This window comes from Gordonia rubripertincta, assembly GCF_038024875.1.
Classification (GTDB): domain Bacteria; phylum Actinomycetota; class Actinomycetes; order Mycobacteriales; family Mycobacteriaceae; genus Gordonia; species Gordonia rubripertincta.
In genome coordinates this window covers 2,244,252-2,269,999 of the sequence record NZ_CP136136.1, presented here as the reverse complement: position 1 = coordinate 2,269,999, position 25,748 = coordinate 2,244,252, and the positions used below count along the sequence as shown (strand labels likewise).

Here is a 25,748-nt window from a genome sequence, read left to right as displayed (position 1 = left end):
TTTCGCCGGCGTCTAGAGTCGCCGGGTCGTGCGCCGCGAAGTGGATGCGTTCGCATCGTCGGCGACGAGTGCCGCCGCCTGATCTTCGAACCCTTCACCCCAGCCGGCCTGGTCGGTACGGGCCAGACCGGCAATCTCTACTACAGTACGTCGTTTTCCATCGAGCGGTTCGGAGCCGGCCGGATTTCGACTGCCGTCCTGCCCGGTGCTGACCGGCGCCGGGACGAGCCGCGCCCAGATTCGACGGCGGCGGATCAGCAGCGAGATCAAAAGTCCGCCGAGCATCACGATCGAGCTGACCAGCACCCCAGATCTGTGCCGGGTCGTGGGAGACCTGCACCGACACCCACCGCTTGTATCCGTCGAAGGTGACCGTGGTGCCGTCGGCGGTGGTGTGGCTCTGGCCGATGCTCAGGTTCACCTGCGCCTGCCGCTGAAGCCGGCCCTGCTCGACGAGGTCCTGATCGAGCGAGTACACGTTCTGCGGTTTGCCGGTGTCGAGACCGGTGTCGCCCTTGTAGACGCGGATGGCGACGGCCGGGTCGTCGGGCTCCGGGGACAGCGACGTAAGCAGGGTCCCGTGATAGAGCGCGGTCGGCGCGAACAGGCCCTCGAGAGCGATCTGGTTCTTCCGTCGTTCGTCGGCGTCGGGGTAGAGCCCGGCCGGGGTGTCGTACCGCACCGCACCCGACGACAGCATGGTCTGGAGTTCGTCGGGGACGAACGGGGTGGTCTGGGGTGCGCTTCTCACCGTTCGGGAAGGTGACGGTGAACGTCGGGGCGAAACCGTTGCCCAGCACGTAGACGCGGTCGCCGGCAACGCGCAGCGGTTCGTTCACCCGGACCGAGGTGCTCTTCCACGTGTCCGGGGAGCCGACCTTGGTTCCCTCGGCGTAGCGGATCGTCGCGTCGTACATGTCGGGCTGACCGCTGGGCAGGAAGGTCGCCGAGAAGTCGTCGACGCGGAAGCAGAACGGCGACAGGTCGGTGCCGTCGACGAGGTTGCCGGCCCGGAAGGAGTCGTAGACGGCGGTCGACGTGTTGCACATGCCCTGCTCGCCGTCGGCGACGAGGATTCGAGTGCCCTCGTAGCCGAACATCTTGCCCGCCGCGATCGACACCAGCAGCGCGAGCAGCGCGAAGTGGAAGACCAGGTTGCCGAACTCGCGCAGGTAGCCCTTCTCCGCGGACACCTCGACGCAGCCGTCGGGGTAGGCCTTGGACGGTTCGCGGACGACGACCTCGCGCCGCCAGCCGCGGAGCCGGCCGTTGATGCGGTCGGCGATCTCGTCCGGGGTGCCGACGACGGTGTGCGTGACGTGCCGCGGGAGGCGCGACAGATTGCGCGGCGCGGCAACGGGTTTGGCGCGCAGGCTGTGGAAGTGCTCGATCATGCGCGGGGTGAGGCAGCCGACGAGGGAGACGAACAGCAGCACGTAGATGGCGGTGAACCAGGCGCTGGAGAAGACGTCGAACAGTTGCAGCCGGTCCATCCAGGTGCCGAGCGTGCCGCGTTCGGCGATGTACTCGAGCGTCTTGGTCTCGTTGAGGTCGCGCTGCGGGAGGAGCGCTCCGGGGATCGCGGCGAGCGCCAGCAGGAAGAGCAGCAGCAGCGCGGTGCGCATCGAGGTCAGGGACCGCCACAGGTTGCGCAGCGGCCAGAGCACCCGGCGTCGGGCCCAGTGCGGCTTGGGCGCGCCGGGTTCGGGGGTGTCCACCTGGGGACGGTCGGAGACGTCGGTCATGGCTGCAACACGCTCAGATCGGTAGTTGGGTGTCGGTGACGAAGCGGACCTGGACCCAGACGATGAACTGGTCCCACCAGCCGGTCAGCAGTGCGACGCCCACGCCGATGAGGAGGAGGCCGCCGATGATCTGGATGGTCCGGGCGTTGCGGCGCAGCCAGCCGAGGCTGCGCAGGGCCCACGCCGAGGAGAACGCCAGCACGACGAACGGCAGGCCGAGGCCCAAGCAGTACGCGACGATGAGGGTCACGCCCTTGGCCGCGGTCGCACCCTCGGTGCCGCTCACGGTCGCGATGACCGAGGCCAGAGTCGGCCCGAGGCACGGCGTCCAGCCGAGCGCGAAGACCGCGCCGAGGAGCGGGGCGCCGACGATGTTGGAGACGCGTACCGGCTCGAAGCGGACCTCGCGCTGCAGGGCCGGGATCAGGCCGATGAACACCAGGCCCATCGCGATGGTGACCACGCCGCCGATGCGTTGCAGCAGTTCACGATTGAGCACGAAGGTGCTGGTGACGCCGAGGACCGTCGCGGTGGCCGCGACGAAGACGACGGTGAAACCGAGGACGAAGAGACCGGCGGCGAGGGCGACCCGCGAGCGGCCGCTCTTGGCGCCCTCCCCCACCTTCACCGCGGGCGCCTCGGCGCCGACCAGTCCTGCGAGATACGAGAGATAACCGGGGACGAGCGGCACCACGCACGGCGACGCGAACGAGACCAGACCGGCCAGCAAACATGCCGCGAGGGCGAGCAGGAGTGGTCCGGAGGTCACCGTCTCGGCGAAGGTGTCGCCGATCGACGAGGCGAGGACCGTCGTCGTCAGGTCCGACGTGGTGGGTGCGGACATCAGGCGGCGCCCGTCGGTTCCGCGGCGACCCGCTTGACGACCTCGTCGAGTTCCTTGTCGGAGACGGCCTTCAGGAAGACCGCGGCCGGGCGGTGCTGCCGGTCGAGGACGATCGTCGTCGGGACCACCGACGTCGGGGTGGTCAGCGCCGCCAGGGACAGGCCCGGGAAGTCGTAGATGGACGGGAACCCGACGTTGCGGTCGATCACGAAGTCCTTCGCCGAGTTCCGGTCGTCACGCAGGTTGATGCCCAGGAACTCGACGCCGTCGTCGCGGTTGGCCTCGTAGACGCGCTCGAGGTCGTCGGCCTCACCGCGGCAGGGTCCGCACCACGAACCCCAGACGTTGATGACCACGACCTTGTCGGCGAACCGTGGGTCGGACAGCGACAGCGGCTGACCGCTGACGAGGTCCTCGCCCTCGAGGCCGGCGATCGGCTTGCGATCGGCCGGTTGGTAGGTGATGACCGTCTGCCCGCCGGGCGAGACGAACTGGAAGGTGTTCCCCTGCGCAACCGCGTCGTCACCGGTGCTGCAGCCACTGATCAGCAGGATCAGGGCCGACAGCACTGCCGGCATGAGGAACTTGCGCACTACTTCTCTACCTCTGGTTTCACGCACCGGTGGCCAGCGGGTCGGAGGCGCCGGCCGGCTCGGAGTAGATGATGTCGACGAGGGCGTCGTCGTCGTAGATGAGGCTGGTCAGCGAGGCCAGCGAGCACTGCCGCCGACGCGGGTCGTGCCACAGGCGCTGACCTTCGAGGAAACGACGCAGCGTGTAGACGGGCAGCTGGTGGCTGACGCAGACGGCCTCGTGGCCGCGGGCGGCGTCGCGCGCCCTGTTGGCCGCGGCCAGCATGCGGTGCGCCAGCTGGATGTACGGCTCGCCCCACGACGGGGTGAACGGGTCACGCAGCTTGGGCCAGTGCCGCGGCTTGCTCAGCGCGCCGTCGCCGACGGAGACCTTGAGGCCCTCGAAGACGTTGTCGGCCTCGATGAGGTCGTCGTTGGTCTGGATGGACAGGCCATGAGCCGCCGCGATCGGGGTCGCGGTCTCCTGCGCACGCTGCAGCGGCGAGGCGAAGACGGCCTTGATGTCGTGGTCGGCGAGGGCGTCAGCGACCGTCTGCGCCTGCGAGCGGCCGGTGCCGGAGAGCCGGAAACCGGGGAGGCGACCGTAGAGGATGCCCTCCGGGTTGTCGACCTCCCCGTGGCGCATCATGTGGACGATCGTGTGCATCAGGCGTTGTCCCCCGGGGTGGCTGCGGTAGCGGCTGCCTGCGCTGCCGCGGGCAGCGCGTCGGCGATCTGCGAGAAAGCATCCTCGTCGAGTGCGGCGGACACAAACCACGCCTCGAAGGCGCTCGGCGGTGCGTACACTCCGCGTTCGAGCAGGGCGTGGAAGAACGGCGCGAATCGCCAGGTCTGGGTCGCATTCACGCCCGCGTAGTCGAAGATCGGGATCTCCGGGTCGGTAGTGAAGAACACACTCAGCAGGTTGCCCGCCTTCTGTACGCGATGGCCTACACCGGCCGCGGTGAGCGACTCGGTGAGCAGGCCGGCGAGACGGTCGGCGTTGGCGTCGAGCTTGTTGTAGACCTCGTGGTCGGCGTTGCGTAGCGTCGCGAGGCCGGCCGCCACCGCGACGGGGTTCCCCGAGAGGGTGCCCGCCTGGTAGACCGGGCCGGTCGGGGCGAGGCGCTCCATGATGTCGGCGCGACCGCCGAAGGCCGCGGCGGGCAGGCCGCCGCTCATGACCTTGCCGAAGGTGTAGAGGTCGCCCGCGACTCCTTCGAGGCCGTACCAGCCACTTGGGCTCACACGGAAACCGGTCATGACCTCGTCCATGATCAGCAGCGCGCCGTGGCGCCGGGTGACCTCACGGAGTCCGGCGTTGAAGCCGTCGACCGGAGCGATGGCGCCCATGTTGCCGGCGGCGGCCTCGGTGATGACCGCGGCGATGTCGTCGCCGTGTTCCTCGAACGCCTTCGCGACGGCCTTCAGGTCGTTGTAGGGCAGGACCAGGGTGTCGTGGGCCGATGCACCGGTGACGCCGGGGCTCGTCGGCAGGCCGAGCGTCGCCAGACCCGATCCCGCGGCGGCGAGCAGCGCGTCGACGTGACCGTGGTAGCAGCCGGCGAACTTGATGATCTTGGAACGGCCGGTGAAGCCGCGGGCGAGTCGGATCGCCGACATGGTGGCCTCGGTACCCGAGTTCACCAGGCGAACACGCTGAACCGGGTCGACGCGGCCGATGATCTCCTCGGCCAGTTCGATCTCGGGCTCCGTGGGCGCACCGAACGACAGACCACTGGTCGCGGCGCGCTGAACGGCCTCGACGACGGACGGGTGCGCGTGGCCGAGGATCATCGGACCCCACGAGCTGACGAGGTCGACGTAGGTGTTGCCGTCGGCGTCGGTCAGGCGGCAGCCCTGGGCGCTGGAGATGAAGCGCGGGGTCCCACCGACCGCGGAGAAGGCACGGACCGGAGAGTTGACGCCACCCGGGATGGCCTCGGCGGCGCGGGCGAACAGCGCAGCGGAGGTGTCGGTGTGTTCGACGATGGGGCGATCAACGGAAGGGGTCACGGCCTACAGTGTTCCAAATGGCACCGGGTGACCCAAATCGCCGCTGGTGAGAGGGTGCTCCGGGTCACGCGGGGGTGTCAGATGGGGCCGTCGACGGTCAGTTCGCGAGCGCCTTGCGGACCTGTTCCGCGATCGCTGCCTGGCCCCGTTCGTTCGGGTGGATACGGGCCGGTCCCTGCGCGGTCATCGGTTCGATCCACCGCTGCGGCCCGGCACAGGCGTCATGCCCGACCGAGGCCGGCAGCATGTCGACGAACCGGACCCCTTCGTCCTCCGCAGCGCGTCGACCATAGTCGTTGAGCGCGGTCTGCAGCTCGCGGATCATGGGGACGTCGCCGACGGCGAGCTTCATATCCGGGTAGCAGCCGACGGTCGGCGGCATCAGCCACGGATACCCGACGAGCAGCACCTTCGCGTCCGGCGCCTTGGCCTTCACGCCGCGCAGCGCCTCGCGGATCGCCGGGTAGATGTCCGTGGCAACCGGCTCGATCAGGGACCGTCCGTACCGGTCGGTGCACGGCGAGCCCAGCGGATCGGTGTCCGCCGCGCGACTGCACAGCTCGATGGTCCGCCTGTAGGTCTCCTTGTCGTTGCCGCCGATCATCACGGTCACGAGGTCGACGTCCGCGGTGAGTGCGTCGAGCTGCGGTGGCACGCCCTCGTGCTGGGCGTTCCGGAAGTCGGCGGTCTCCGCGCCGCCGCAGCTGACGTCGGTCAACGCGAGGTTCTCCTCCGCGGCGACGATGTGCGCGAAGTTCTTCGACGAGCGCAGGCACAGGATCGGCGAGTCCTCCACCAGCGGTCGGACGCCGGTCCCCGCGCTGAAGCTGTCACCGAGATTGACGTAGTTCGTGCGGCTGTCGGTGGTCTGGGTCGTCGCAGATGTGGGCGGCGGCCCGGTGCTGCCCGCGGCGTCGTCGGTCGAGCATCCCGTCGCGAGGGTCGCGGCCACCGCGAGCAGTCCGAGACCGCGTAGCGCTGCGCTGGGCCACCGGCATCGGTTCTGAACGTCCACATACTCATCGTGCGTCCGCGCGAAGGCGGTCGGCAACCACCAGCCGGCCGGTAGCGTTGAAACGGCGTGTGAATGGCCAGGCTGCAACCCGAACAGACGAGGACGTGAGACCGCATGAGCTCCAGCGATGTCAGTGACAGGGATGTGATCGATCCGCAGGCGGTTCTCGACGGGGTGCCGACCGGCCTGTGGATCAACGGCCGATCGACGCCGGCCGCCGACGGCGCCACCTTCGAGGTGTACGACCCGGCCACCGAACAGTCGCTGACATCGGTCGCCGACGCCGGGGTCGTCGATGCCCGTTCCGCGCTCGACCACGCGGTCGCAATATCCGACGAGTGGGCCGCGACGCCCGCCCGCGAACGCGGGGAGACCCTGCGTCGGACCTTCGAGTTGCTCACCGACCGCGCCGACGACATCGCGCTGCTGATGACGCTCGAACTCGGCCGCGCACTCCCCGACAGCCGCGCGGAGACCAAGTACGGCAACGAGTTCCTGCGCTGGTTCGCCGAGGAGGCGGTCCGGGTCGGCGGCCGCTTCACCCAGGCCCCCGCGGGCAACGGACGGATTCTCGTCGCCCATCAACCGGTCGGCCCATGCCTGGCGATCACGCCATGGAACTTCCCGCTCGCGATGGGTACGCGCAAGATCGCGCCTGCGTTGGCAGCCGGCAACGTCATGATCGTCAAACCGCCACGGGAGACGCCGCTGACGATGCTGGCGCTGGCCGAGGCCTTCGCCGAGGCGGGACTGCCTCCCGGCGTGCTGTCGGTGCTGCCGACGAGTTCGAGCGGCGAGGTGTCGACTGCACTGATCACCGACGACCGTATTCGCAAGATCAGCTTCACCGGCTCGACCCCGGTCGGCCGCAACCTGCTGGGACAGGCCGCCGAACGTGTGCAGCGCACCTCGATGGAACTCGGCGGCAACGCACCGTTCCTGGTCTTCGACGACGCCGACGTCGACGCCGCGGTCGAGGGCGCCTTCGCGGCCAAGATGCGCAATGGCGGCGAGGCGTGCACCGCGGCGAATCGCTTTCTCGTCCAGTCCGGTGTGGCCGAGGAGTTCACCACCAAGCTGGTGGAGAAGATGTCCGACGTCGTGATGGGGCCGGGCTACCAGGACGGCGTGACCCTCGGGCCGCTGGTCAACGCCGATCAGCGGGACAAGGTCGCGGCCGCGGTCGAGCAGGCCGTGAGCGACGGAGCACGGGTCCGGCTCGGCGGGGAACGACCCGACGGTCGCGGATTCTTCTACCCGGCAACGGTTCTCGACAACGTCGACCCGTGTGCCCCGGTCACGCGCGAGGAGATCTTCGGCCCGGTCGCGGTGATCAGCACCTTCGACGCCGAGGACGACGCGATTGCCGCCGCGAACTCCACCGAATACGGCCTGGCGGCATACTTCTACAGTCGCGACCTGGAGCGCTGCATGCGCGTCGCGAGCCGCCTGGACTCGGGCATGGTCGGGGTGAACCGCGGCGTGATCTCCGATGCAGCAGCACCATTCGGCGGCATCAAGCAGTCTGGCATCGGCCGCGAGGGCGGCAGCGAGGGCATCGACGAGTACCTCTCGGTGAAGTACATCGCGCTCACCTGACCCCGGCGCGACCTGATGATCCGACGCTGGTTCAACACTGATTTGACCTGTTACGTATGTGACTGGTGATGCAGATGTTATCGAGTCGAAACCTGCACGACCGTGCTCATCCGTACACTTCGAGAGCATGCGTCTGAGAAGAATGGTGCCCGCGATCGCCGTCGCCGCGGCGGTGACGACGGCCGGTGTTGCCGTCACCACCACCGGGGACAACAGCACCGCGAAGATCGAATCAGCCGCCTCCAGTTTGGATTTCGGGAGTGTCGACTTCGGCAGCTCCGAGCTCGGCACGCCGAACAGTACGTTCCTGTGGGAGAGCCCGCCGACCCGCTACATCGTCGTCCTCGGCGCCAGGTTCGGCCAGTTCGGGCAGACACCGCAGATCATGACCCAGCGACTGAACGTCGCAGCGAACCTCGCCAAGAAGCATCCGTTCAACCGGATCATCGCCTCGGGCGGCGACACCCACTGGCTACCCATCGCCGAGGCACAGTTCATGAACATCGGCTTGATCCGACGCGGAATCCCGCCGTGGCAGATGGTCAACGAGGTCGCGTCGACCTCGACTGTGCAGAACGCCCAGAACACGGTGGCGATGCTGAAACGGATGGGCGGGACCGGCGCTCTCATCGTCACCAACGGCTTCCACATGGAACGCGCGATGAAGAACTTCCGCGACGCCGCCAAGGTCCAGGGTGCCCGGCTGACCTTCCGGCCGGCGTACGCATAGACACTTCCCCGCGGGGCGGTCCCCCTCCCGCCCGACTGTTTCCCTCCCGCTTGCCGGATCCGGTAAGCGGGAGGGAACAGACACCGCGGGAAACGGGCCTGGCCTACGCTGGGCAGCATGCACGACCCTGGCCACGAATCGCCCGATGCCGAAGAACTGCGTCGCCAGTTCGAGGCGATGCTTGCCGGCCTGCAACCGAACGAACTCCCCACGCTGCTGAACCAGCTCAGCAGAACTGCCGCGGACAGGTTCGAGCGGCCACCGTCGATTCGTCACCGCAAGGAACCGCTCGCCGAGACCGTGGTGTTCCGCATCCGCGTGGACCTCGACGAAGCGCGGCCTCCCATCTGGCGCCGCCTCGACGTCCGCTCGGATATCTCCCTAGAGGACCTGCACCGGGTCGTTCAAGCGGCGTTCGGTTGGCTGGACTACCACCTCTACCGGTTTGCCCTGGGCGGCAGCCCATTCGACCGCAGGAGTGAACTGTTCCTGTGCCCGTTCGACGCCCAGGAAGGCGAGGAGGTGGGCACACCCGTCGCCGAGGTTCGCCTCGACGAGACGCTCCACGAACAAGGCGACGCCCTGCGCTACGTCTACGACTACGGCGACAGCTGGGAACTGACATTGCAGGTCGAAAGCGTCCGCGAGGCATCGGAGGACACGCCGTGGGCCCGGTGCGTCGACGGTCGGCGTGCTGCGCCGCCGGAAGACTGCGGCGGGATCACCGACGCGAAGTCACTCGCCGAGGTCGTCGACGACCCCGCACATTTCGACGTCGACGAGGTGAACGCCGCACTCAGCGATCCCATTCTCTCGCTTGTCGATACCGGAATCGATGCACGGCTCGGCCACCTGCTGTACCTGGTTCAACCGCTCGACGAGTCCGGAGCCGTGACGGCGAGCGCAACGCGGTTGGCAGCCTCATCGACGATTGCGACGGGCGACCAGCTCGAAGCCGACCTGCTCCCCTACCTGTGGTTCCTGCGCCGCGCGCGCGATGAAGGCTTCCCACTCACCTCCGCTGGCTACCTGAAACCAGCCGACGTGGTCGCGGCGTCGAAGGTGTTGCCGACGATGAAGTACTTCATCGGCGCCAAGAACCGAGAAGTCCAGAGCACACCGGTGCTGCACTTCCGTGAGTCCCTGCTTCGGATGGGGCTGTTACGCAAGCACAAAGGCCGCCTACTGCCGACCCGAGTCGGAACGAAACTCGCCGACGATCCGCAGGCACTGGCCGACCATCTCGCCGACCGGCTGCTGAACCAGAAGATGGATGGGTTCACCGAGGACGCGAGCCTGCTGATGCTCTTCTTCGCCGCCGCCTCCGAACCCGGCGACGAGATGCCCCTCGAGACGATCGGCGCGCTGCTCACCGCGTATCGCTGGCAGGGCACGGACGGGCGCCCGATCCAGAAGTACGACCTCTACGACCTCGACAACGGAATCTACGAGTTCCTCGAAGCCGTCTCGCCCCCGGAACGGGGACTCCGAGGGGTGACGCTGAGCCCGACGGCCATCGAGGTCGCGCGACGCGCAATCCACCATCGCTGACCCAGCGTCTACTACCGAAAGTAGTTCTCGTGCCTGATGATCCGCCGAAATCGTGCCGACAGGTTTTGTCAGACCCCTTTCGTATGGTGGTGTCATGGCATTCGAGTTCGGCACCATCGACCCCGGCGGGGACCTCCCCGACGAGGGTGTCGACGTGTTCGGACCACTCGCCGGCCTCTCGCCCGAAGCGCTGATCAGCACCGCCGTCTACTCGGCATCGATGAACGCCGCCAACACCTGCCGCACACTGATGACCGCCAGCCTGCTCCACGAACAACGCGAAGAAGAATACCTACTGCGCCGCAGTGAGATTTACTCCGGCGAGGCAGGTTCCATCGACGAACTCCTCGACAGGACAGCACAAGCAGTTACCGGTGCGGACCCGTATGAACAGTTCGGGCCCAACGGATTCGAACAAGCCACCGCCGAACTCGGCGCCGCCCTGAACCTCACCCCCGCCGAAGCCCGCGACCTCATCCGCACCGGCGACGCCATGCGGTACCGGCTTCCGCTCACCGGCACCACCCTGGCCTGCGGACGAATCGACCTTCGCCGGTTCCTGATCGCACTCAAACGCACCGACTTCGTCGACAACGCCACCATGCCTATGGTGGACGCCGCGTTGGCCGAGGCAATCCTGGCGCGCGATCCGATGTCGACGGCGCGGTTCACCACCATGGTCGACAACATTGTCCACACGCATGCACCTGATGCGGTGAAACGCCGCAACGACCACGCCACCCGCGACCGCGGAATCGACATCCGACCCGACCGCCACCAACCCGGCCAATCGCGCATCACCGGGCACCTGCCACACACCGACGCCGCCGCCCTCAACGCCCAGCTGACCGCCATGGCCACCGGCGTGCACACCGGCGACCCGCGCACCATGCCCCAGCGCCGCGCCGACGCCCTCCTCGCCCTCGCCCACGGTAACCAAACCCTGAACTGCCACTGCCCCGACTGCACACCCCCACCAGCCGAGCAGAACCTCGACACCCCCGAACCCGCCGAACCCCCCGAAGCCGCCGAACCCACCGACGCGGCAACACCCGACCCCGAGCCCACCCCCGTTGCTGTACCGGACGTGACCGACACCGCCGCAACCGAACCCGAAGACAACGCGCCGGTCTCGGAGCCGACCGGCGACTGCACTTGCACCTGCACCAGTTGCCGCGCACCCCGACCGACCTACCACATCGTGGGCAACCTGACGACTTTGGTCGGGCTCGACAACGAACCCGGCATGCTCGACGGCCACGGGCTGATCGACGCCCACACCATGCGCCGACTCTTCGCCGACGCGGTTCACACCTTCATCACCACCGGGGTGCGCACCGACCCGGCCGACGCCGACGCCCGGGCCGCGGCCGCCGCCAGCACCTACGTGCCGAGCAAGAAACTGCAAGCACTCGTGCGGGCCGGCGAGTTGTGCTGCACCTTCCCCGGCTGCAACCAACCGGTGTGGACCGTCGACCTCGACCACACCCACCCATACGACCACCGCCACCCCGACCGCGGCGGAAAGACCCTCCAACACAACCTCAAACCGTTGTGCCGGTTCCATCACCGCATCAAAACCTTTGGCAGGTGGCGCGACTCCCAGGACGAGTACCTCGCCGTGTGGTTCGAAGCCCCCACCGGCCACACCTACATGGGCAACCCCTGCACCGGGCGAGATCTGTTCGCGTCGTTGAAGACCCAGCCACCCGATCATCCGGCGCGGCAACGACTCACCGACGAGCGCGCCCACCGCACCGACACCCATCGTCGGCAACAAGCCGAATGGGACACCAACAACCCACCACCGTTCTGACACAGAACACGTGCGTGGGCGGGTCAAGCCTGACTTCGATACGCCGATGGGGCTATTCGCTGCGCGGGCCCCGATGTGTAGCGCTCTGCGACACCCTGCACCCAGCCATTGTCTCCACGGGAATGGGATCCGCTCAGGCCAACCGCCGATGTTCCGAGGGCGCGATCCCATATCTCTTCCGGTAGGCGGCCGCGAACCGGCTCGGACTGGAAAACCCCCATCGGGCAGCGACTTCGGCGACGGTCCCGGTGTGTTCCGGCGAGAGCAGGTCGGCCCGTGCCCGGCTCAGACGGATGTCGCGCAGCGTCTGGGTGGGAGTCGCGCCGACGTGTTCGGCGAAGCCCTCCTGAAGGCGCCGTAGACTCGATCCGCCGATCTCGGCCATGTCGGCCAGACGCCACTCACGAGCAGGATCGTCGTGCAGGGCATCGAGCACCCGCTTCACCATGCGCGGACGCAGTCCGCTCCCGGCCTCTTCGGGCGAGACCGCAAGGATGAACGCGCTGCTGACCGCGCTGGCCAATTGTGGTCCGACGAGGGGATTCGCGAGTAGGTCGGCCGGTTCCCGAAGTTGCGCCGAGAGCGCGCGGACGAGCGCGAACCACGACTGTTCGTCCGGTCCGCTGAGGTCGAGCTGATGTGGGAGCAGCAACTGCGACCTCAGCGGAGCCGCGCGGACACGATCGGCTTCACGTTCGAGATACTCCGCATCGAACTTCACTCCGACGACCTGACAGTCGGCGGACCATCGGGTGATGAGCGACGGCCGGTCGGCGGTGAACACGGTGGCCTGACCGGCCTCCGACGTCGTGCGGACGGACCCGGCGCGGGACTCCAGGACCCCGCTGACCGGGATGTTGATCTCGTAGGCGTCGGGATAGTCGCAGGCGATCGAGACCTCGGTCCCCCAGTTCAGCCGGCCGATGGTGACCGGTCCCAGATCGACGGTCTGCAGGCTCAGTTCGAGGTCCTCGGGTGAGGACAATGCGGTCAGCTCATGCGGGAAGTACACCTGCTCGACGGCCCGGTGTGCCGCCTCCCAATCGCTGGTCTGCGTGGTGTGCTGCGTCGACATGTGTCCTCTCGACCTCCATCCCGCTCGAGCGCCGATCCCGTCCGCCGTCTCGGGGCGACACCTGTGATTCAACCCTGTGGATCAACCCACCCGCCAGTGCCCACCGAGACGTGCATCACAGCGGTCGCGCAATCGGTTTCTATCCCGCGTATTGCGTATCGCACCGGCGTCCATCCGTCCCTAACGTCTCATTCCACCGCGTCGGCACAGCCCGCCGACCAACCGTCAAACGAGGTGAGGACGACCGATGACCAGCACGATTTCCTGGATCGACGACATCACGATGACCGAACTCGAGCGCAATCCGTATCCGGTCTACGAGCGGCTGCGTGCCGAGGCTCCGCTGGCTTACGTGCCGGTACTCGGGTCCTACGTCGCGACCACGGCCGACATCTGCCGTTCCATCGCGACCAGCCCCGACTTCGAAGCCGTCATCACCAAGGCGGGCGGACGCACCTTCGGCCACCCCGCGGTGATCGGCGTCAACGGACCGGTTCACGACGACCTCCGGTCGATGGTCGACCCCGCCCTGCAGCCACAGGAGGTCGACCGCTGGATCGACGATCTGGTCCGCCCGATCGCGCGTCGCTACCTGAGCGAGTTCGAGGACACCGGGCGTGCCGAACTCATCGCCCGGTACTGCGAGCCGGTCAGTGTCCGCGCTCTCGGCGACCTCCTCGGCCTCCAGTCGGTCAGCTCGGACAAGCTGCGCGAATGGTTCCACAAGCTGTCGGTCTCGTTCACCAACGCGGGCGTCGACGAGAACGGCGAGTTCACCAATCCGGAGGGATTCGTCGAGGCCGACGCCGCCAAGGAGGAGATCCGTTCCATCGTCGATCCGCTGATCGACAACTGGATCGTCAACCCCGACGACAGCGCGATCTCGCATTGGCTGCACGACGGCATGCCCGAGGGTCAGACCCGCGACCGCGAGTACATCTACCCGACCCTGTACGTCTATCTCCTCGGCGCCATGCAGGAGCCCGGGCACGCGATGGGCTCGACGCTCGTCGGGTTGTTCACGCGTCCGGACCAGCTCGAGCAGGTCGTCGACGAGCCCGCCCTGATCCCCCGCGCCATCTCGGAGGGCATGCGGTGGACCTCGCCGATCTGGTCGGCCACCGCACGCATCAGCACGAAAGCGGTGGAAGTGGCCGGCGTCGAACTTCCCGAGGGATCGGTGGTGCTGATGTCCTATGGCTCGGCCAACCACGACCACTCCGTGTACGACGCCCCCTCGGAGTTCGACCTCACCCGACCCCCGCTACCACACCTGGCGTTCGGCGCCGGCAACCACGCGTGCGCCGGTATCTACTTCGCCAATCAAGTCTGCCGCATCGGGCTCGAGGAACTGCTCGAGGCAATCCCGAACCTCGAGCGCGACACCGGCTCCGACGTCGAGTTCTGGGGCTGGGGCTTCCGCGGCCCGACCTCGCTGCACACCACCTGGGAGGTGTGATCATGCCGAGTGCGGAATCATTCACGATCAGCACCGGGACGTCCTCGGTGTCGTGCGGACCGGAACAGAAAATGCTCGACGCGTTCCTGCGCAACGGAGTGTGGGTCCCGAACTCGTGCAACCAGGGAACCTGCGGCACCTGCAAGGTCCGGGTCGTACACGGAACCGTCGACCACCCGCCGGCCCCGGACTCGGTGCTGTCGATCGCCGAGCAGGAACAGGGTGTTGTGCTCTCCTGCCAGACGACACCCACCTCCGACGTCGTCATCGACCCGCCCACCGAGGAAACAGGTTCACCGCGACATGTGTTGCGCGACATCGCCGGAACCGTCGGTGCCGTCACTTCGATCGCCGCCGACACCGTGTCGGTGACGGTGCTCCTCGACCAGCCGCTGGAGTTCACGGCCGGCCAGTATGTAGAGCTGGCCGTGCCGGGAACCCTTGAGACACGGCCGTATTCGATGGCCAACCCGCCGAGCGAGCCCGACAGGCTCGAGTTCCATATCCGCCGACAGCCCGGTGGACTGGCGACCGAGGGGTGGATCTTCGAATCGCTGGACGTCGGCGATCCGGTCACGATGTGCGGCCCGTGGGGCGATTTCTGCTACGAGCCGGCAGAGTCCGGCGTCGGGCTGGTCCTGCTGGCCGGCGGGACCGGCCTCGCCCCGCTCAAGGCCATCGCCCGAGCTGCACTCCAGGACGACCCCGAACGGGAGATCCACGTCTACCACGGCGTCCGCACGCGAGACGAGCTCTACGACGTCGACTTCTGGGAAGGTCTCTCGTCCACCCATCCAGGCGTCCGGTACATCCCGTGCCTCAGCCGCGAACAGTGGTCCGGGCGAACCGGTTACGTCGGTGACGCGATGATGGAAGATCTCCCGTCGTGCCGGAACCACGCTGCCTACCTCTGCGGACCGCCGGCGATGGTCGAGGCCGGGGTCAAGGCGCTGAAGCGCCGCCGCATGTCTCCACGTCGGATCAGGCGGGAGAAGTACACCCCGGCAGTCGGTCTCGTGCCGGCGTGAGGAAGTACGGCACTCCTCCCGCGTAGGCCCTTCCCTCCCGCGGTGTCTGTTTCCTTCCCGCTCAGCCGATCTGTCGAGCGGGAAGGAAACCCTACCGCGGGAATGAAAACGCCCCGCCGGCCGAAACCAACGGGGCGATTCCTGTGAGAGGCGAGGCGATCAGCGCAGCAGCGCGCGGCTCATGACGACGCGCTGGATCTGGTTGGTGCCTTCGTAGATCTGGGGTGATCTTGGCGTCGCGCATCATGCGCTCGACCGGGAAGTCGCGGGTGTAGCCGGCGCCACCGAAGAGCTGGACGGCGTCGGTGGTGACCTCCATGGCGACGTCGGAGGCGAAGCACTTCGACGCCGAGCTGATGAAGCCGAGGTTCTTCTCGCCACGCTCGGCGCGAGCGGCCGAGGTGTAGACCATGAGGCGCGCGGCCTCGACCTTCATCGCCATGTCGGCGATCATGAACTCGACACCCTGGAACGAGCTGATCGGCTTGCCGAACTGCTTGCGGTCCTTGACGTATTCGATGGCCTTGTCGAGCGCACCCTGAGCGATGCCGACGGCCTGAGCGCCGATGGTCGGGCGGGTGTGGTCGAGGGTCTGCAGGGCGGTCTTGAAGCCCGTGCCCTCGTCGCCGATGATGCGGTCGAGCGGGATGGTGCAGTCCTCGAAGTACAGCTCGGCGGTGGGCGAACCCTTGATGCCGAGCTTCTTCTCCAGCGGGCCGACGGTGAAGCCGGGGTCGTCCTTGTGGACCATGAACGCGGAGATGCCGTTGGCCTTCTTCTCCGGGTCGGTTACGGCCATGACGGTGTACCAGGTCGACTTGCCGCCGTTGGTGATCCAGCACTTGGAGCCGTTGAGTACCCAGTTGTTGCCGTCCTTGCGGGCGCGGGTCTTCATGCCGGCGGCGTCGGAACCGGCCTCGCGCTCAGACAGCGCGTAGGAGGCCATGGCCTCACCGGAGGCGATGCCGGGGAGCACCTGCTGCTTCAGCTCGTCCGAGCCGTTGAGGATCAGGCCCATGGTGCCGAGCTTGTTGACGGCGGGGATCAGCGATGCCGAGGCGTCCACGCGGGCGACCTCTTCGATGACGATGCAGGCCGCGATGGAGTCGCCGCCCTGGCCGCCGAACTCGTCGGGGACGTGGATCGCGTTGAAGCCCGATGCGACGAGTGCGTCGAGGGCCTCCTGCGGGAAGCGCGAGTTCTCATCGACGTCTGCGGCGTGCGGCTCGATCTCCTTCTCGGAGAGCGCGCGAATCGCCTCGCGCAGGGCGACGTGCTCCTCCGGAAGCTGGAAGACGTCGAAGTCGGGATTTCCGAAACCCATGACAACTCCTCACGGCACGGGGTGCCAAATTGGTGGTTATCTATCAGTGCATCACGGCACTCAGTGCCATGTCAACGCACCACGGCACCGTAGGAATGCGACCCACGTCACCGATTGTCCTCGCCGCGTCGCCCGATGTCCCGAAGCTGCTGCCCTTGGTCAGTGTTTCCGCAGCTCAACGGCCACACGACGGGCCACCTCGTCCGGCGGGGTGCCGGCCGGATAGGTCACGACGGTGACCTGTTGCGGCAGGTCATCGGCGTCGGTTCGGTCGACGTCGGCACCGAGTGCCACCGCGACCCGGGCGAGTTCACGCCGCAGGCGGTCGAGGGTGGCGTCGGCGTCCCCGCGGATCATCTGGCGGAGCAAATAGTTGTGCGTGCCGGTGATCGCCGCGACGTAGGCGACGATGCGGACCGGCGGCTCGTCGGGCAACCGTCGGCGCAGGAACTCCTCGAAGGCGCCCTGGTAGCGGTAGGTGGTGACGAGCTCGCGGTCGCGCAACGCCGGGACCTCCTGCACCACTTGGGCGCGCCGGACGGCCAGGTCGCGGTCCCGCCGGAAATGGCTGAACACGACCTCCGCGGCGGCGCACACCGCCGACCACGGATCACCCTCGAAGCCGGCCAGGGTGTCGTCGACCTGCGCCAGCAAGGACTCGTGATCGGCGAAGATCACGTCCTCCTTCGACCCGAACTGCCGGAAGAAGGTGCGACGCGACATCCCGGCGGCCGACGCGATCTGCTCGACCGTCGTCGATTCGTAGCCGTGCTCGCTGAACAGCCGGATCGACTCGGCGACGACGAGCATGCGGAAGCTCGCACTGTCGACATCGGCAACTGACATGGGTCAAGTATCACCACATGAGCGTCCGCACGGACGCACGACCCGAATCAGTGGTCGGCAGTACCGAGGTCCTGCCGGCCGAAGGCGCGCGTCTCGCGCGGCGTCACTTCCACCTGCTCGTCGACCAACATCCCACGCCGGGGCCCGAGGCGGGACCGCCTGGCCGCGAGGCCACCGGCGCTCCTGCGCTTCGGGTACGGATTCGGTTCCTGCCCTACGTCGCTCGGCGCCGGGTCACTCGGCGCGGGCTTGTGCACGCAGCTCGCCTTTCAGGACCTTGCCGGTGGGGGTGCGCGGCAGGTCGTGCGCGAAGACGATGTCGCGCGGCACCTTGTAACCGGCGAGCAGGCGACGCCCGTGCTCGATGAGCTCCTCACCGGTCAGCGTCGCCCCCGGCTGCAGCAGGACGTAGGCGCGGGGCCGCTCGCCCCACTTCTCGTCCTCGACACCGATGACCGCGACATCGACGACGGCGTCGTGGCTCACCAGGGCCTGCTCGACCTCGATGGTGGAGATGTTCTCGCCGCCGGAGATGATGATGTCCTTGGCGCGGTCGCGGAGCTGGATGTAGCCGTCGGGGTGCATGACACCGAGGTCTCCGGTGTGGAACCAGCCACCCGCGAACGCCTTTCGGGTCTCGTCCTCGTCGCGGAAGTACCCCGCCATCACGTTGTTGCCGCGCAGCACGATCTCGCCCATGGTCTCGCCGTCGGCCGGGACGTCGACCAGCGGAACCTGATCGGCGACGACGACACGGGCGGTCTCGGCCTGCACCATACCCACGCCCTGGCGGGAGAGCTTGGCCGCACGATCACCGGGTTCCAATGCGCTCCAAGCATCTTGGTATTCGCAGATGGTGTACGGGCCGTACACCTCGGTGAGGCCGTAGACGTGGACCACGGTCACGCCGATCGCCTCGAGTGCGCCGATCACGGTCGGCGACGGGGGAGCACCGGCGGTGGTGATGTGCAGCGGACGGTCCAGTCGGTGCGCGCGCGGCGAGCCGACGATGGTCGTGCACACCGTCGGCGCACCGCACATGTGCGTCACGCCGAGATCGTCGATGGCGTCCCAGATAGCGTCCGCGCGCACGGCACGCAGGCAGACGTGGGTGGCGCCGGCGTGGGTCACGGCCCACGGCGTGCACCACCCGTTGCAGTGGAACATCGGCAGCGTCCACAGATACCGCGACGACCCGGTGAACTGGTTGTGGAAGGTCTCGCCGAAGGAGTTCAGGTACGCGCCACGGTGGGTGTACATGACGCCCTTGGGCTTGCCCGTGGTGCCGGACGTGTAGTTGATCGAGATGATCGCGTTCTCGTCGCCGACCGTCCACGGGATCGGCGCCGGGTCGAGGCCATCGGCCGTGGCCAGGTGATCGTCGTAGGAGACGAGCCCGTCGATACCGGCGTCGGAGACCGGGCCAGGTGTCACCCCGAACTCGGGGTCGGCGATCTCGACAACCGTCTCGACCTCCGGCACCTGCCCGATGATCGCGGCGACGGTGTCGCGGAACTCCGCGTCGAAGTAAAGGACCTTGGCCCCGGAGTGCTCGAGGATGTAGACCAGCTCAGGTCCGGCGAGCCGCGAGTTGAGGGCGACGAGGACGCCACCGGCGAGCGGCACCGCATAGTGCGCGATCAGCATCTCCGGGATGTTCGGGGCCAGGTAGGCGACGCGATCACCGGGCTCGATCTTGGTGGCGAGGACGCGTGCGAGGCGCTGCACGTGGTCGGCGAACTCGGCGTAACTGTGCCGGCGCTGCCCGTAGAGGATTGCGGCGCGGTCGGGGAACACCGCCGCCGAACGCTCCAGGAAGCGCAGCGGGCTCAGCTCGGAGCGGTTGGCGCCGCCCCAATCCGTGGTCGACAGGGCCGTGCCCGTGGGGGACGGGGCTTCGCCAGTCCCGGACACATCGGGCGTGGAGACCGACATAATTCCTCCGTTTTCTCGCGACCGTGTGAGAAGGACCTGGGGATTGTGACGGTCCATACGTGCGACGGCGATCTAGGGTACTGATCACATCGAAATGCCTGCACCCTCCAAAGTGGGGGTTCGACGCCGACACCGTGACCGGATTGGTGCACTCCCCGCGCCGGTAGCAGGCGCCACAAAATGTGGGCCGAAGGCGTGCGCACTACGTACGGTGGATCCATGGCAACTCCCACTGAGAGTCCCACCCCGTCGCGTCCCACCCCGATCGCCAAGGAGCCGACCCTCGACGATCCCGTCAGCCCGACCGAGGTCACCCCTGACGACGACCTGTCCGCCGACGAGCGGGCGTTGCTCGTCGACAATCTCCGGTTCGTCCTCGACGGCCGCTGGCGTGCCACCCGCGAGACGGTCCGCGAGAACTCCAACCGCGCGGATCTGCTCCCCGATCCGTCCCGCACGCTGGACGAGGCGCGCGCCCACACCCTCGAGGTCATGCGCGAGCTGGCGTCCCAGGGGTTCGCCGCCGCGGGTTTCGCCGCCGATCACGGCGGCACCGGCGACATCGGTGCGTCGATCACCGCCATCGAGATGCTCGGCTACGCCGATCTGTCTCTGATGGTCAAGGCCGGCGTGCAGTGGGGCCTGTTCGGCGGTGCGGTCGAGAACCTCGGCACCAAGCGCCACCACGACAAGTACGTGCCCGGCATCATCGACCTCGACGTCCTGGGTTGTTTCGCGATGACCGAGACCGGTCACGGCTCGAATGTCCAGGCCATCGAGACCACCGCCACCTATGACCGCGACGCCCGTGAATTCGTGATCCACTCGCCCACCCCGTCGTCGCGCAAGGACTACATCGGAGGTGCGGCCGAGCACGCCCGGTTCGCGGCGGTCTTCGCCCAGCTCATCACCGGCGGCCCCGACGAGGAGCCGGAGGGACGCGGGGTGCACTGCTTCGTCGTGCCGATCCGCGACGAGGACGGCAACGATCTGCCCGGCGTCACCACCAGCGACTGCGGTTACAAGGGCGGTCTCGCCGGCGTCGACAACGGCCGCATCATGTTCGACAACGTGCGCATCCCGGCGGAGAACCTCCTCAACCGGTACGCCGACGTCGCCGAAGACGGCAGCTACAGCTCACCGATCGAGAACATCAACCGCCGATTCTTCACGATGCTCGGCACACTGATCCGCGGCCGGGTGAGCGTGGCCGCGACCGCGGGCGCCGCAGGCCGTAAGGCACTGACCCTCGCCACCCGCTACGGCCTGATCCGCAAGCAGTTCGAGGCGCCCGAGGCCACCGACGAGATCACCGTGATGGACTACCTCGGCCACCAGCGGAAGCTGTTGCCGCTCATCGCCAAGTCGTACGCCATCGCGTTCGCGCAGAACGAGATCGTGGCCGAACTCCACGACGTCCAGTCGGTGGCACCCGACGACTCCGACGCCGGACGCCAGCGCCAGCTGGAGGGACAGGCCGCCGGTCTCAAGGCCTATGCCACCTGGCACGCCTCGCATTCGATCAATGTCAGCCGCGAGGCCTGCGGCGGCGCGGGCTATCTGGACGAGAACCAGCTCTCGATCATCCGTGGCGACATCGACGTGTTCACCACCTTCGAGGGTGACAACACGATCATGATGCAGCTCATCGCCAAGGAACTCCTCTCGTCGTATTCCGATGACGTGCAAGGCCTTTCGGCCGGAGGCTGGGTCCGTTTCATCGCCGGTATGGCGCGTGACGTGGTCGCCGAGAAGACCGCCGTGCGCCAGGTGGTGCAGACACTGCTCGACAGCTCCGACGAGGACACCGAGAAGTCGGCGCTCACCGACCGGAGCACGCAGATCCGACTGTTCCGCAATCGTGAGGACCACCTGGTCCGTACGTGCGCGCAGCGGCTGCGGCGTGCCCTCGACGACGACAACGACGCCTTCGACGTCTTCAACAACGCGCAGGACCACCTGCTGAAGGTCGGGCACGCCCACATCGAACGTGTGGTGCTCGAGGCCTTCGTCGAGGCCATCGAGAACTGCGATTCCCGTTCCGCCGCAGAACTGTTGGGCAAGGTCTGCGACCTGTTCGTCTACTCCGCGCTCGAAGCCGACCTGTCCTGGTTCATGATGCACCGCCACATCTCGGTGGAGCGGGCCAAGGCGGTCCGGCGCGGCGTCAACGAGCTGTGTCAGGAACTGCGCCCGCACGCGCGGTCGCTCGTGGACGCCTTCGGCGTTCCCGAGGAACTGCTCCGCGCACCGATGCTCGTGAACGGCTGACGCTCCAGCCGAACTCGATCCGACCGCGCCCGGCCTGAATCACTCAGGCCGGGCGCAGTTTTTCTGCGTCCGGGTTTGAAATGTCGCAACCCGGGCACACTGCCCCCGACGCCGCAGTGAAACCACCCGCCGCGACGCGTCCAGGGATCTCACCCGTGCCGAGATGACGGCCGGGCCGCGAATGTCTCTGGGCTGCAAGCACGCTCGTCGACACCCGGGCGCGCCCACACCACGCGGCCGGTCTGCGATCAATGCTGTCCGCAGGCCGGCGTCGCGCACTTCGCGCCTGGTCGCCGAGCACCGCCAACCACAGGTCAGGGGAATCATGTTCCGCCATACCGATTACATGCAGTTCGACGTCAAACCCGAGAAGCCCGACCCCGTCTACGCGCGCAAGCTGCAGGAGCTGCTCGGCGGCGCCTTCGGCGAGATGACCGTGACGATGCAGTACCTCATGCAGGGCTGGAACTGCCGCATGAAGGGCAAGTACAAGGACCTGATCATGGATATCGCCACCGAGGAGATCGGTCACGTGGAGATGATCGCCACGATGGTCGCACGTCTTCTCGAGGGTGCGCCGGTCACCGACTCAACCGCCAACGCCCTCGGCGATCCCGTGGTCGCTGCGGTCCTCGGCGGCTCCGATCCCACCCAGGCCGTCTTCTCCGGCGGCGGCCCGCGCCTCGCCGACAGCAACGGTGTGCCGTGGAACGCCGGCTACATCGTCCACAGCGGCAACCTCCTGGCCGACTTCCACGCCAACGTCACCGCCGAAGCCCAGGGACGCGTGCAGACCGCCCGCCTGTGGCACATGACCGATGACCCGGGTGTGAAGGACATGTTGCGGTTCAACCTGGCCCGCGACACCTATCACCAGAACCTGTGGCTGAAGGCCATCGAGGAGCTCAAGGCAGACGGCCTCGAGGGCACCATCGCGCCCGACGATCTGTTCGACGAGGAGTACAGCGAGCACGCCAGCACGCTGTGGCATCTGTCGGACGGGGCGGATTCGGACAAGGGCGGTTGGGCCAGCGGCCCCACCCCGGACGGGAAGCACGAGTTCAAGTTCCTCGCCGACCCGCAACCGCTCGGCGACCGCCAATCCGGTCCGCCGCCGGATCCGAAGCTCTACGCGACCTACGATGGCGCCATGGGAGACCCCCAGAAGCCGCAGTTCGGCACCGAGAAGGGTGTCATCGGCAAGATCAAGGACGCTGTCGATCCTGATCCGACCGGCTAGGAGCCCGTCGTCGGTGCGGCAGGCCGCGGGCTCCCCAGGGGTTCGCGGCCCTGCCGTGTCGCCGGCGGTGCCGCTACATCTACGGAGGTGCCATGCCTGACCTGCCCGACCTCATCACCACGCCGTTCCGGTGGCTCGGCGCCCTCCGGCACGCCCGCGTGTTCCACCCGGACGGCCTGCTCTGCGGCGGCACCGCGTCGGTCTCCGGCGACCATCCGCTGCCCTTCCGGTCCGGACCGGTGACCGTCCGCCTGTCGAAGGGGATCGGCACCCCGGGCGGCCTGCCCGACATCGTCGGTGTGGCCGTCCGCTTCCCTGCCGTGGCCCCGACGAACGCCCCCGCCGACGCCCCCACCCCGGATGTCACCGGCGACGCCGCGTCCGGGGCCTGGGACCTGCTGATGGCCGGGCCCGCACCGCTGTCGGGTCGTCTCCCGGTGCCGCTCCCGGCCACCCACTGGGCCCCGACCGCCGTCTCGAGCCTGACGCCCTACCGCTACGACGGCGAGCTCTACTGGATTCGCGCCCGCATCATCGAGCCGACCGGGCCGTCGGGTCTGAACGTCGAGGATCTCGCCGCCTGCCTGCGTACCAAACGGCCGGTCGTGATCATCCTCGAAGCCGGGTTCGGACGGTTCGTGCCGCTGGCCCGCATCGAACTCGACCACGTACTGACCGGGCTCGACATCGACTTCGATCCGATCCTGCATCGTCCCGACGGGGTCGAGTTCGCGCCGTCCTGGCTGGCCGACCTGCGCCGACGCGCCTACCGCGACAGCCGCAAGGGCCGTCACTCGGTGGTGTCCTGACCTTCCTCGGACTCTTCCGCATCGGTCTTGCGGGTTTCGTCCTTGCTGAGGGAGGGCTTCTTCGCCGACGGCGGTAGTCCCATACGAACAGCGGCGTGTGCCTGCGTGAGTTCGCTGCGGAACACCTCGACGTCGCGGGCCCAGGCCTGGGCGAGGTCGCCGGAGGTGAGCCGCACCCCCACGCCTTTACGACGGCGCGGCACCCCGTGGAGTTCCCCGAGCGCGCGGGCGCTCTCCCAGTCCTCGGGCGTCGGGGAATTGTTGGGCGGGTAGATCTTCTCGATGTCGGCGAGCGGCGTCGTCACCGCTCCCTGCCGCAGCGTCGTCTCGGTGAGTTCGACGGACACGTGCCGCCTTGCCGCGGAAACCTGCACGAGCGAGAAGCCGAACAGGATCACCAGGAAGATGATCAGGACCGGCCAGTGCACCTGTCCAGGGCCGGCGATCTCCATGATCATCACGGCGAGGACGAGTACGGGCCCGATGAGGACCACCCACCTGCTGCCGCCGGGTTCGTAGAAGAGGACCTCACCCGGGTCCACTTCCCGTTCGGGTTCGACCTCTTCGGGTTCGACCGGCTCGACCCCGTCCTCCGGGTCGGCTGGGTCGGGGGTTTCGTCGGTCACGGCTTCTTCTTGCGCGGCGTGCGCTGCTTCTTGGGTTCGGGCGCCTTGCCGGTGTACCAGGTCTCCGAGTCCGGCCGGTAGGCCAGCAGCGAGCCGAACAGGCCGATGATGGCCGCCAGCAACGCCAGGGCGAACACCGGCGACCCGAGACCGACGCTGAGGAACAGCAGCATCGCCACGACGACGAGCGTCAGCGCCGACAGCGACGACCGCCAGCGCGCGTCACCGGTGAAGGCCTTGCTGCCGAGCAGGATGTAGGCGATGCCGACGATCAGGACGAGGATGCCGAGCATCGCCGAGGACATCGACCCGGAGTCGTCGATCGCGGACAGGATCACCACGAGGAGACCGAGGACGGCCAGGAGCGCTCCCGACACCACCCAGCACCGGTAGGCCCAGACGACGAGCTTCGGACGCTGTGCCGGGTCGGGACTTGTCACTGCCTCTTCGGTCCTTCGCTGTCGGGATCTGGGTTCTCGTGCTTGCGGAGATCGGGTGTTCCTCCGCGAGCCGCGTCGCCGGGTGAATTGTCACCATACGGTGTGCCCGCGGACTGCGTCCCCGGCTGTGACGGAGAGCCGTACGGGTTCGGTGTCGGCTCGTGGTGTGTCGGATACGGATTGTGGCCGTACGGATTCTGGCCATAGGGATTCTGGCCGTACGGGTACGGGGCGGCGGCGGGCGGCACGGGCCGTGGCTTGCGCTCCTCCGCCATGCGCCGGCAGTACTTCTCGGAATCGCCCCGCATCAACAGCACCGTCGCGCCCAGTGCGGCGACACCGCTGATGACCAGCGGCACCATCGCCCACGCCGGCTCGGTGTCGCCGAACAGCGCGAAGACCAGGCTGACGACGATGTAGACGCCCATCGCACCCAACACGATGCGGGCCCAGTTGTAGCCCTTGCGGGTCAACCAGACGACCAGGGCCGTGATCGCGGTCAGGAACACCGACATCGCGACGACGACACCGATGACGAAACCGGACGAGGTCATGAACTGCAGCTGATCCTCGGAGACACCCTGCTGCGGGTTGGCGCGGACCTGCTCACGCACCATGTCGACGAACGTGCCGGTCTGGGCGAACAGCGCGACGATCTGTCCGACGACGACCACCACCCACAGCTCGACGGCGATGGAGATCGAATCCGGGATCGCCGGGCGTTGCTGCGCGTCGGGCTCGGACGAGGCGCGCATCGGGTCGAACGGAGCGGACATGGCACCAGCCTAATCGGACGCGACCCCGGCC

General features: G+C 67.7%; 21 protein-coding genes and 2 pseudogenes. 9 read left to right on the top strand and 14 right to left on the bottom strand.

Features of this window, described 5'->3' with window-relative positions; all coding sequences use genetic code 11:
- Positions 1–12 precede the first annotated feature (12 nt).
- The 7 genes and pseudogenes from RVF83_RS23715 to RVF83_RS10290 form a co-directional block, all read right to left on the bottom strand.
- Positions 13–306, bottom strand: coding sequence for a cytochrome c biogenesis protein ResB (locus RVF83_RS23715; protein WP_423133026.1), 294 nt, complete (start codon positions 304–306; stop codon positions 13–15).
- Between the two features lie 64 nt (positions 307–370).
- A pseudogene (locus RVF83_RS10315) lies at positions 371–1,625 on the bottom strand (cytochrome c biogenesis protein ResB); the annotation flags it as partial.
- Between the two features lie 133 nt (positions 1,626–1,758).
- Complete coding sequence (locus tag RVF83_RS10310) at positions 1,759–2,589, bottom strand: cytochrome c biogenesis CcdA family protein (RefSeq protein ID WP_005194205.1); 831 nt, start codon at positions 2,587–2,589, stop codon at positions 1,759–1,761.
- Entirely contained in the window at positions 2,589–3,182 is a 594-nt protein-coding gene (locus RVF83_RS10305; protein WP_005194206.1) for a TlpA family protein disulfide reductase, read from the bottom strand. Before RVF83_RS10305 ends, RVF83_RS10310 begins: the two co-directional genes overlap by 1 nt.
- 19 nt (positions 3,183–3,201) lie before the next feature.
- The gene (locus tag RVF83_RS10300) at positions 3,202–3,828 is read right to left on the bottom strand and encodes a histidine phosphatase family protein (RefSeq protein ID WP_005194207.1); all 627 of its coding nucleotides are present in this window, start codon (positions 3,826–3,828) and stop codon (positions 3,202–3,204) included.
- Positions 3,828–5,177, bottom strand: coding sequence for a glutamate-1-semialdehyde 2,1-aminomutase (gene hemL, locus RVF83_RS10295; protein ID WP_005194208.1), 1,350 nt, complete (start codon positions 5,175–5,177; stop codon positions 3,828–3,830). The genes RVF83_RS10300 and hemL overlap by 1 nt, the downstream gene beginning before the upstream one ends.
- Before the next feature lie 97 nt (positions 5,178–5,274).
- The gene (locus RVF83_RS10290; protein WP_083877491.1) at positions 5,275–6,192 is read right to left on the bottom strand and encodes an SGNH/GDSL hydrolase family protein; all 918 of its coding nucleotides are present in this window, start codon (positions 6,190–6,192) and stop codon (positions 5,275–5,277) included.
- 114 nt (positions 6,193–6,306) lie between these two features.
- On the opposite strand from RVF83_RS10290, the gene RVF83_RS10285 reads away from it, so the two are divergent.
- The 4 genes from RVF83_RS10285 to RVF83_RS10270 all read left to right on the top strand — a co-directional run bounded on the left by RVF83_RS10285 (position 6,307) and on the right by RVF83_RS10270 (position 11,888).
- Complete coding sequence (locus tag RVF83_RS10285) at positions 6,307–7,791, top strand: NAD-dependent succinate-semialdehyde dehydrogenase (protein WP_005194210.1); 1,485 nt, start codon at positions 6,307–6,309, stop codon at positions 7,789–7,791.
- Positions 7,792–7,918: 127 nt separating this feature from the next.
- Positions 7,919–8,521 (top strand): YdcF family protein, encoded by a 603-nt coding sequence (locus RVF83_RS10280; RefSeq protein WP_039879828.1) that lies wholly within the window; start codon positions 7,919–7,921, stop codon positions 8,519–8,521.
- Between the two features lie 117 nt (positions 8,522–8,638).
- Positions 8,639–10,072, top strand: coding sequence for a plasmid pRiA4b ORF-3 family protein (locus RVF83_RS10275; protein WP_005194212.1), 1,434 nt, complete (start codon positions 8,639–8,641; stop codon positions 10,070–10,072).
- A gap of 94 nt (positions 10,073–10,166) precedes the next feature.
- On the top strand, positions 10,167–11,888 hold the full coding sequence (locus RVF83_RS10270; protein ID WP_005194213.1) for an HNH endonuclease signature motif containing protein: 1,722 nt from the start codon (positions 10,167–10,169) through the stop codon (positions 11,886–11,888).
- 133 nt (positions 11,889–12,021) lie between these two features.
- Here the strand turns inward: RVF83_RS10270 and RVF83_RS10265 are convergent, their stop codons facing one another.
- Positions 12,022–12,963: an AraC family transcriptional regulator gene (locus RVF83_RS10265; RefSeq protein WP_005194214.1), complete on the bottom strand. Its 942-nt coding sequence runs from the start codon at positions 12,961–12,963 to the stop codon at positions 12,022–12,024.
- A gap of 247 nt (positions 12,964–13,210) precedes the next feature.
- Between RVF83_RS10265 and RVF83_RS10260 the strand changes: the two genes are divergently transcribed.
- A complete protein-coding gene (locus RVF83_RS10260) occupies positions 13,211–14,422 on the top strand; it encodes a cytochrome P450 (protein WP_005194215.1) in 1,212 nt (403 codons plus the stop codon).
- Between the two features lie 2 nt (positions 14,423–14,424).
- Complete coding sequence (locus RVF83_RS10255; RefSeq protein ID WP_039879854.1) at positions 14,425–15,450, top strand: 2Fe-2S iron-sulfur cluster-binding protein; 1,026 nt, start codon at positions 14,425–14,427, stop codon at positions 15,448–15,450.
- 159 nt (positions 15,451–15,609) lie between these two features.
- Here the strand turns inward: RVF83_RS10255 and RVF83_RS10250 are convergent.
- The 3 genes and pseudogenes from RVF83_RS10250 to RVF83_RS10240 all read right to left on the bottom strand — a co-directional run bounded on the left by RVF83_RS10250 (position 15,610) and on the right by RVF83_RS10240 (position 19,555).
- Positions 15,610–16,774 (bottom strand): annotated as a pseudogene (locus RVF83_RS10250) (acyl-CoA dehydrogenase).
- 159 nt (positions 16,775–16,933) lie between these two features.
- Positions 16,934–17,620: a TetR family transcriptional regulator gene (locus tag RVF83_RS10245; protein WP_005194218.1), complete on the bottom strand. Its 687-nt coding sequence runs from the start codon at positions 17,618–17,620 to the stop codon at positions 16,934–16,936.
- 234 nt (positions 17,621–17,854) lie between these two features.
- Positions 17,855–19,555 (bottom strand): AMP-binding protein, encoded by a 1,701-nt coding sequence (locus tag RVF83_RS10240; RefSeq protein WP_005194220.1) that lies wholly within the window; start codon positions 19,553–19,555, stop codon positions 17,855–17,857.
- Between the two features lie 219 nt (positions 19,556–19,774).
- Between RVF83_RS10240 and RVF83_RS10235 the strand changes: the two genes are divergently transcribed.
- The 3 genes from RVF83_RS10235 to RVF83_RS10225 all read left to right on the top strand — a co-directional run bounded on the left by RVF83_RS10235 (position 19,775) and on the right by RVF83_RS10225 (position 23,875).
- Positions 19,775–21,826 carry an acyl-CoA dehydrogenase gene (locus RVF83_RS10235; RefSeq protein ID WP_005194221.1) on the top strand — a complete coding sequence of 684 codons (2,052 nt, stop codon included), beginning with the start codon at positions 19,775–19,777 and terminating at the stop codon, positions 21,824–21,826.
- Between the two features lie 325 nt (positions 21,827–22,151).
- Positions 22,152–23,066: a manganese catalase family protein gene (locus RVF83_RS10230; protein ID WP_005194222.1), complete on the top strand. Its 915-nt coding sequence runs from the start codon at positions 22,152–22,154 to the stop codon at positions 23,064–23,066.
- Positions 23,067–23,158: 92 nt separating this feature from the next.
- Complete coding sequence (locus tag RVF83_RS10225; RefSeq protein WP_005194223.1) at positions 23,159–23,875, top strand: hypothetical protein; 717 nt, start codon at positions 23,159–23,161, stop codon at positions 23,873–23,875.
- Here the strand turns inward: RVF83_RS10225 and RVF83_RS10220 are convergent.
- From RVF83_RS10220 to RVF83_RS10210, 3 genes are read right to left on the bottom strand one after another with little or no spacing between them, the layout of a single operon-like run.
- The gene (locus RVF83_RS10220) at positions 23,857–24,501 is read right to left on the bottom strand and encodes a hypothetical protein (RefSeq protein WP_005194224.1); all 645 of its coding nucleotides are present in this window, start codon (positions 24,499–24,501) and stop codon (positions 23,857–23,859) included. The genes RVF83_RS10225 and RVF83_RS10220 overlap by 19 nt on opposite strands.
- A complete protein-coding gene (locus RVF83_RS10215) occupies positions 24,498–24,941 on the bottom strand; it encodes a hypothetical protein (protein WP_005194225.1) in 444 nt (147 codons plus the stop codon). Before RVF83_RS10215 ends, RVF83_RS10220 begins: the two co-directional genes overlap by 4 nt.
- The gene (locus RVF83_RS10210) at positions 24,938–25,717 is read right to left on the bottom strand and encodes a hypothetical protein (RefSeq protein WP_005194226.1); all 780 of its coding nucleotides are present in this window, start codon (positions 25,715–25,717) and stop codon (positions 24,938–24,940) included. Before RVF83_RS10210 ends, RVF83_RS10215 begins: the two co-directional genes overlap by 4 nt.
- Positions 25,718–25,748 lie beyond the last annotated feature (31 nt).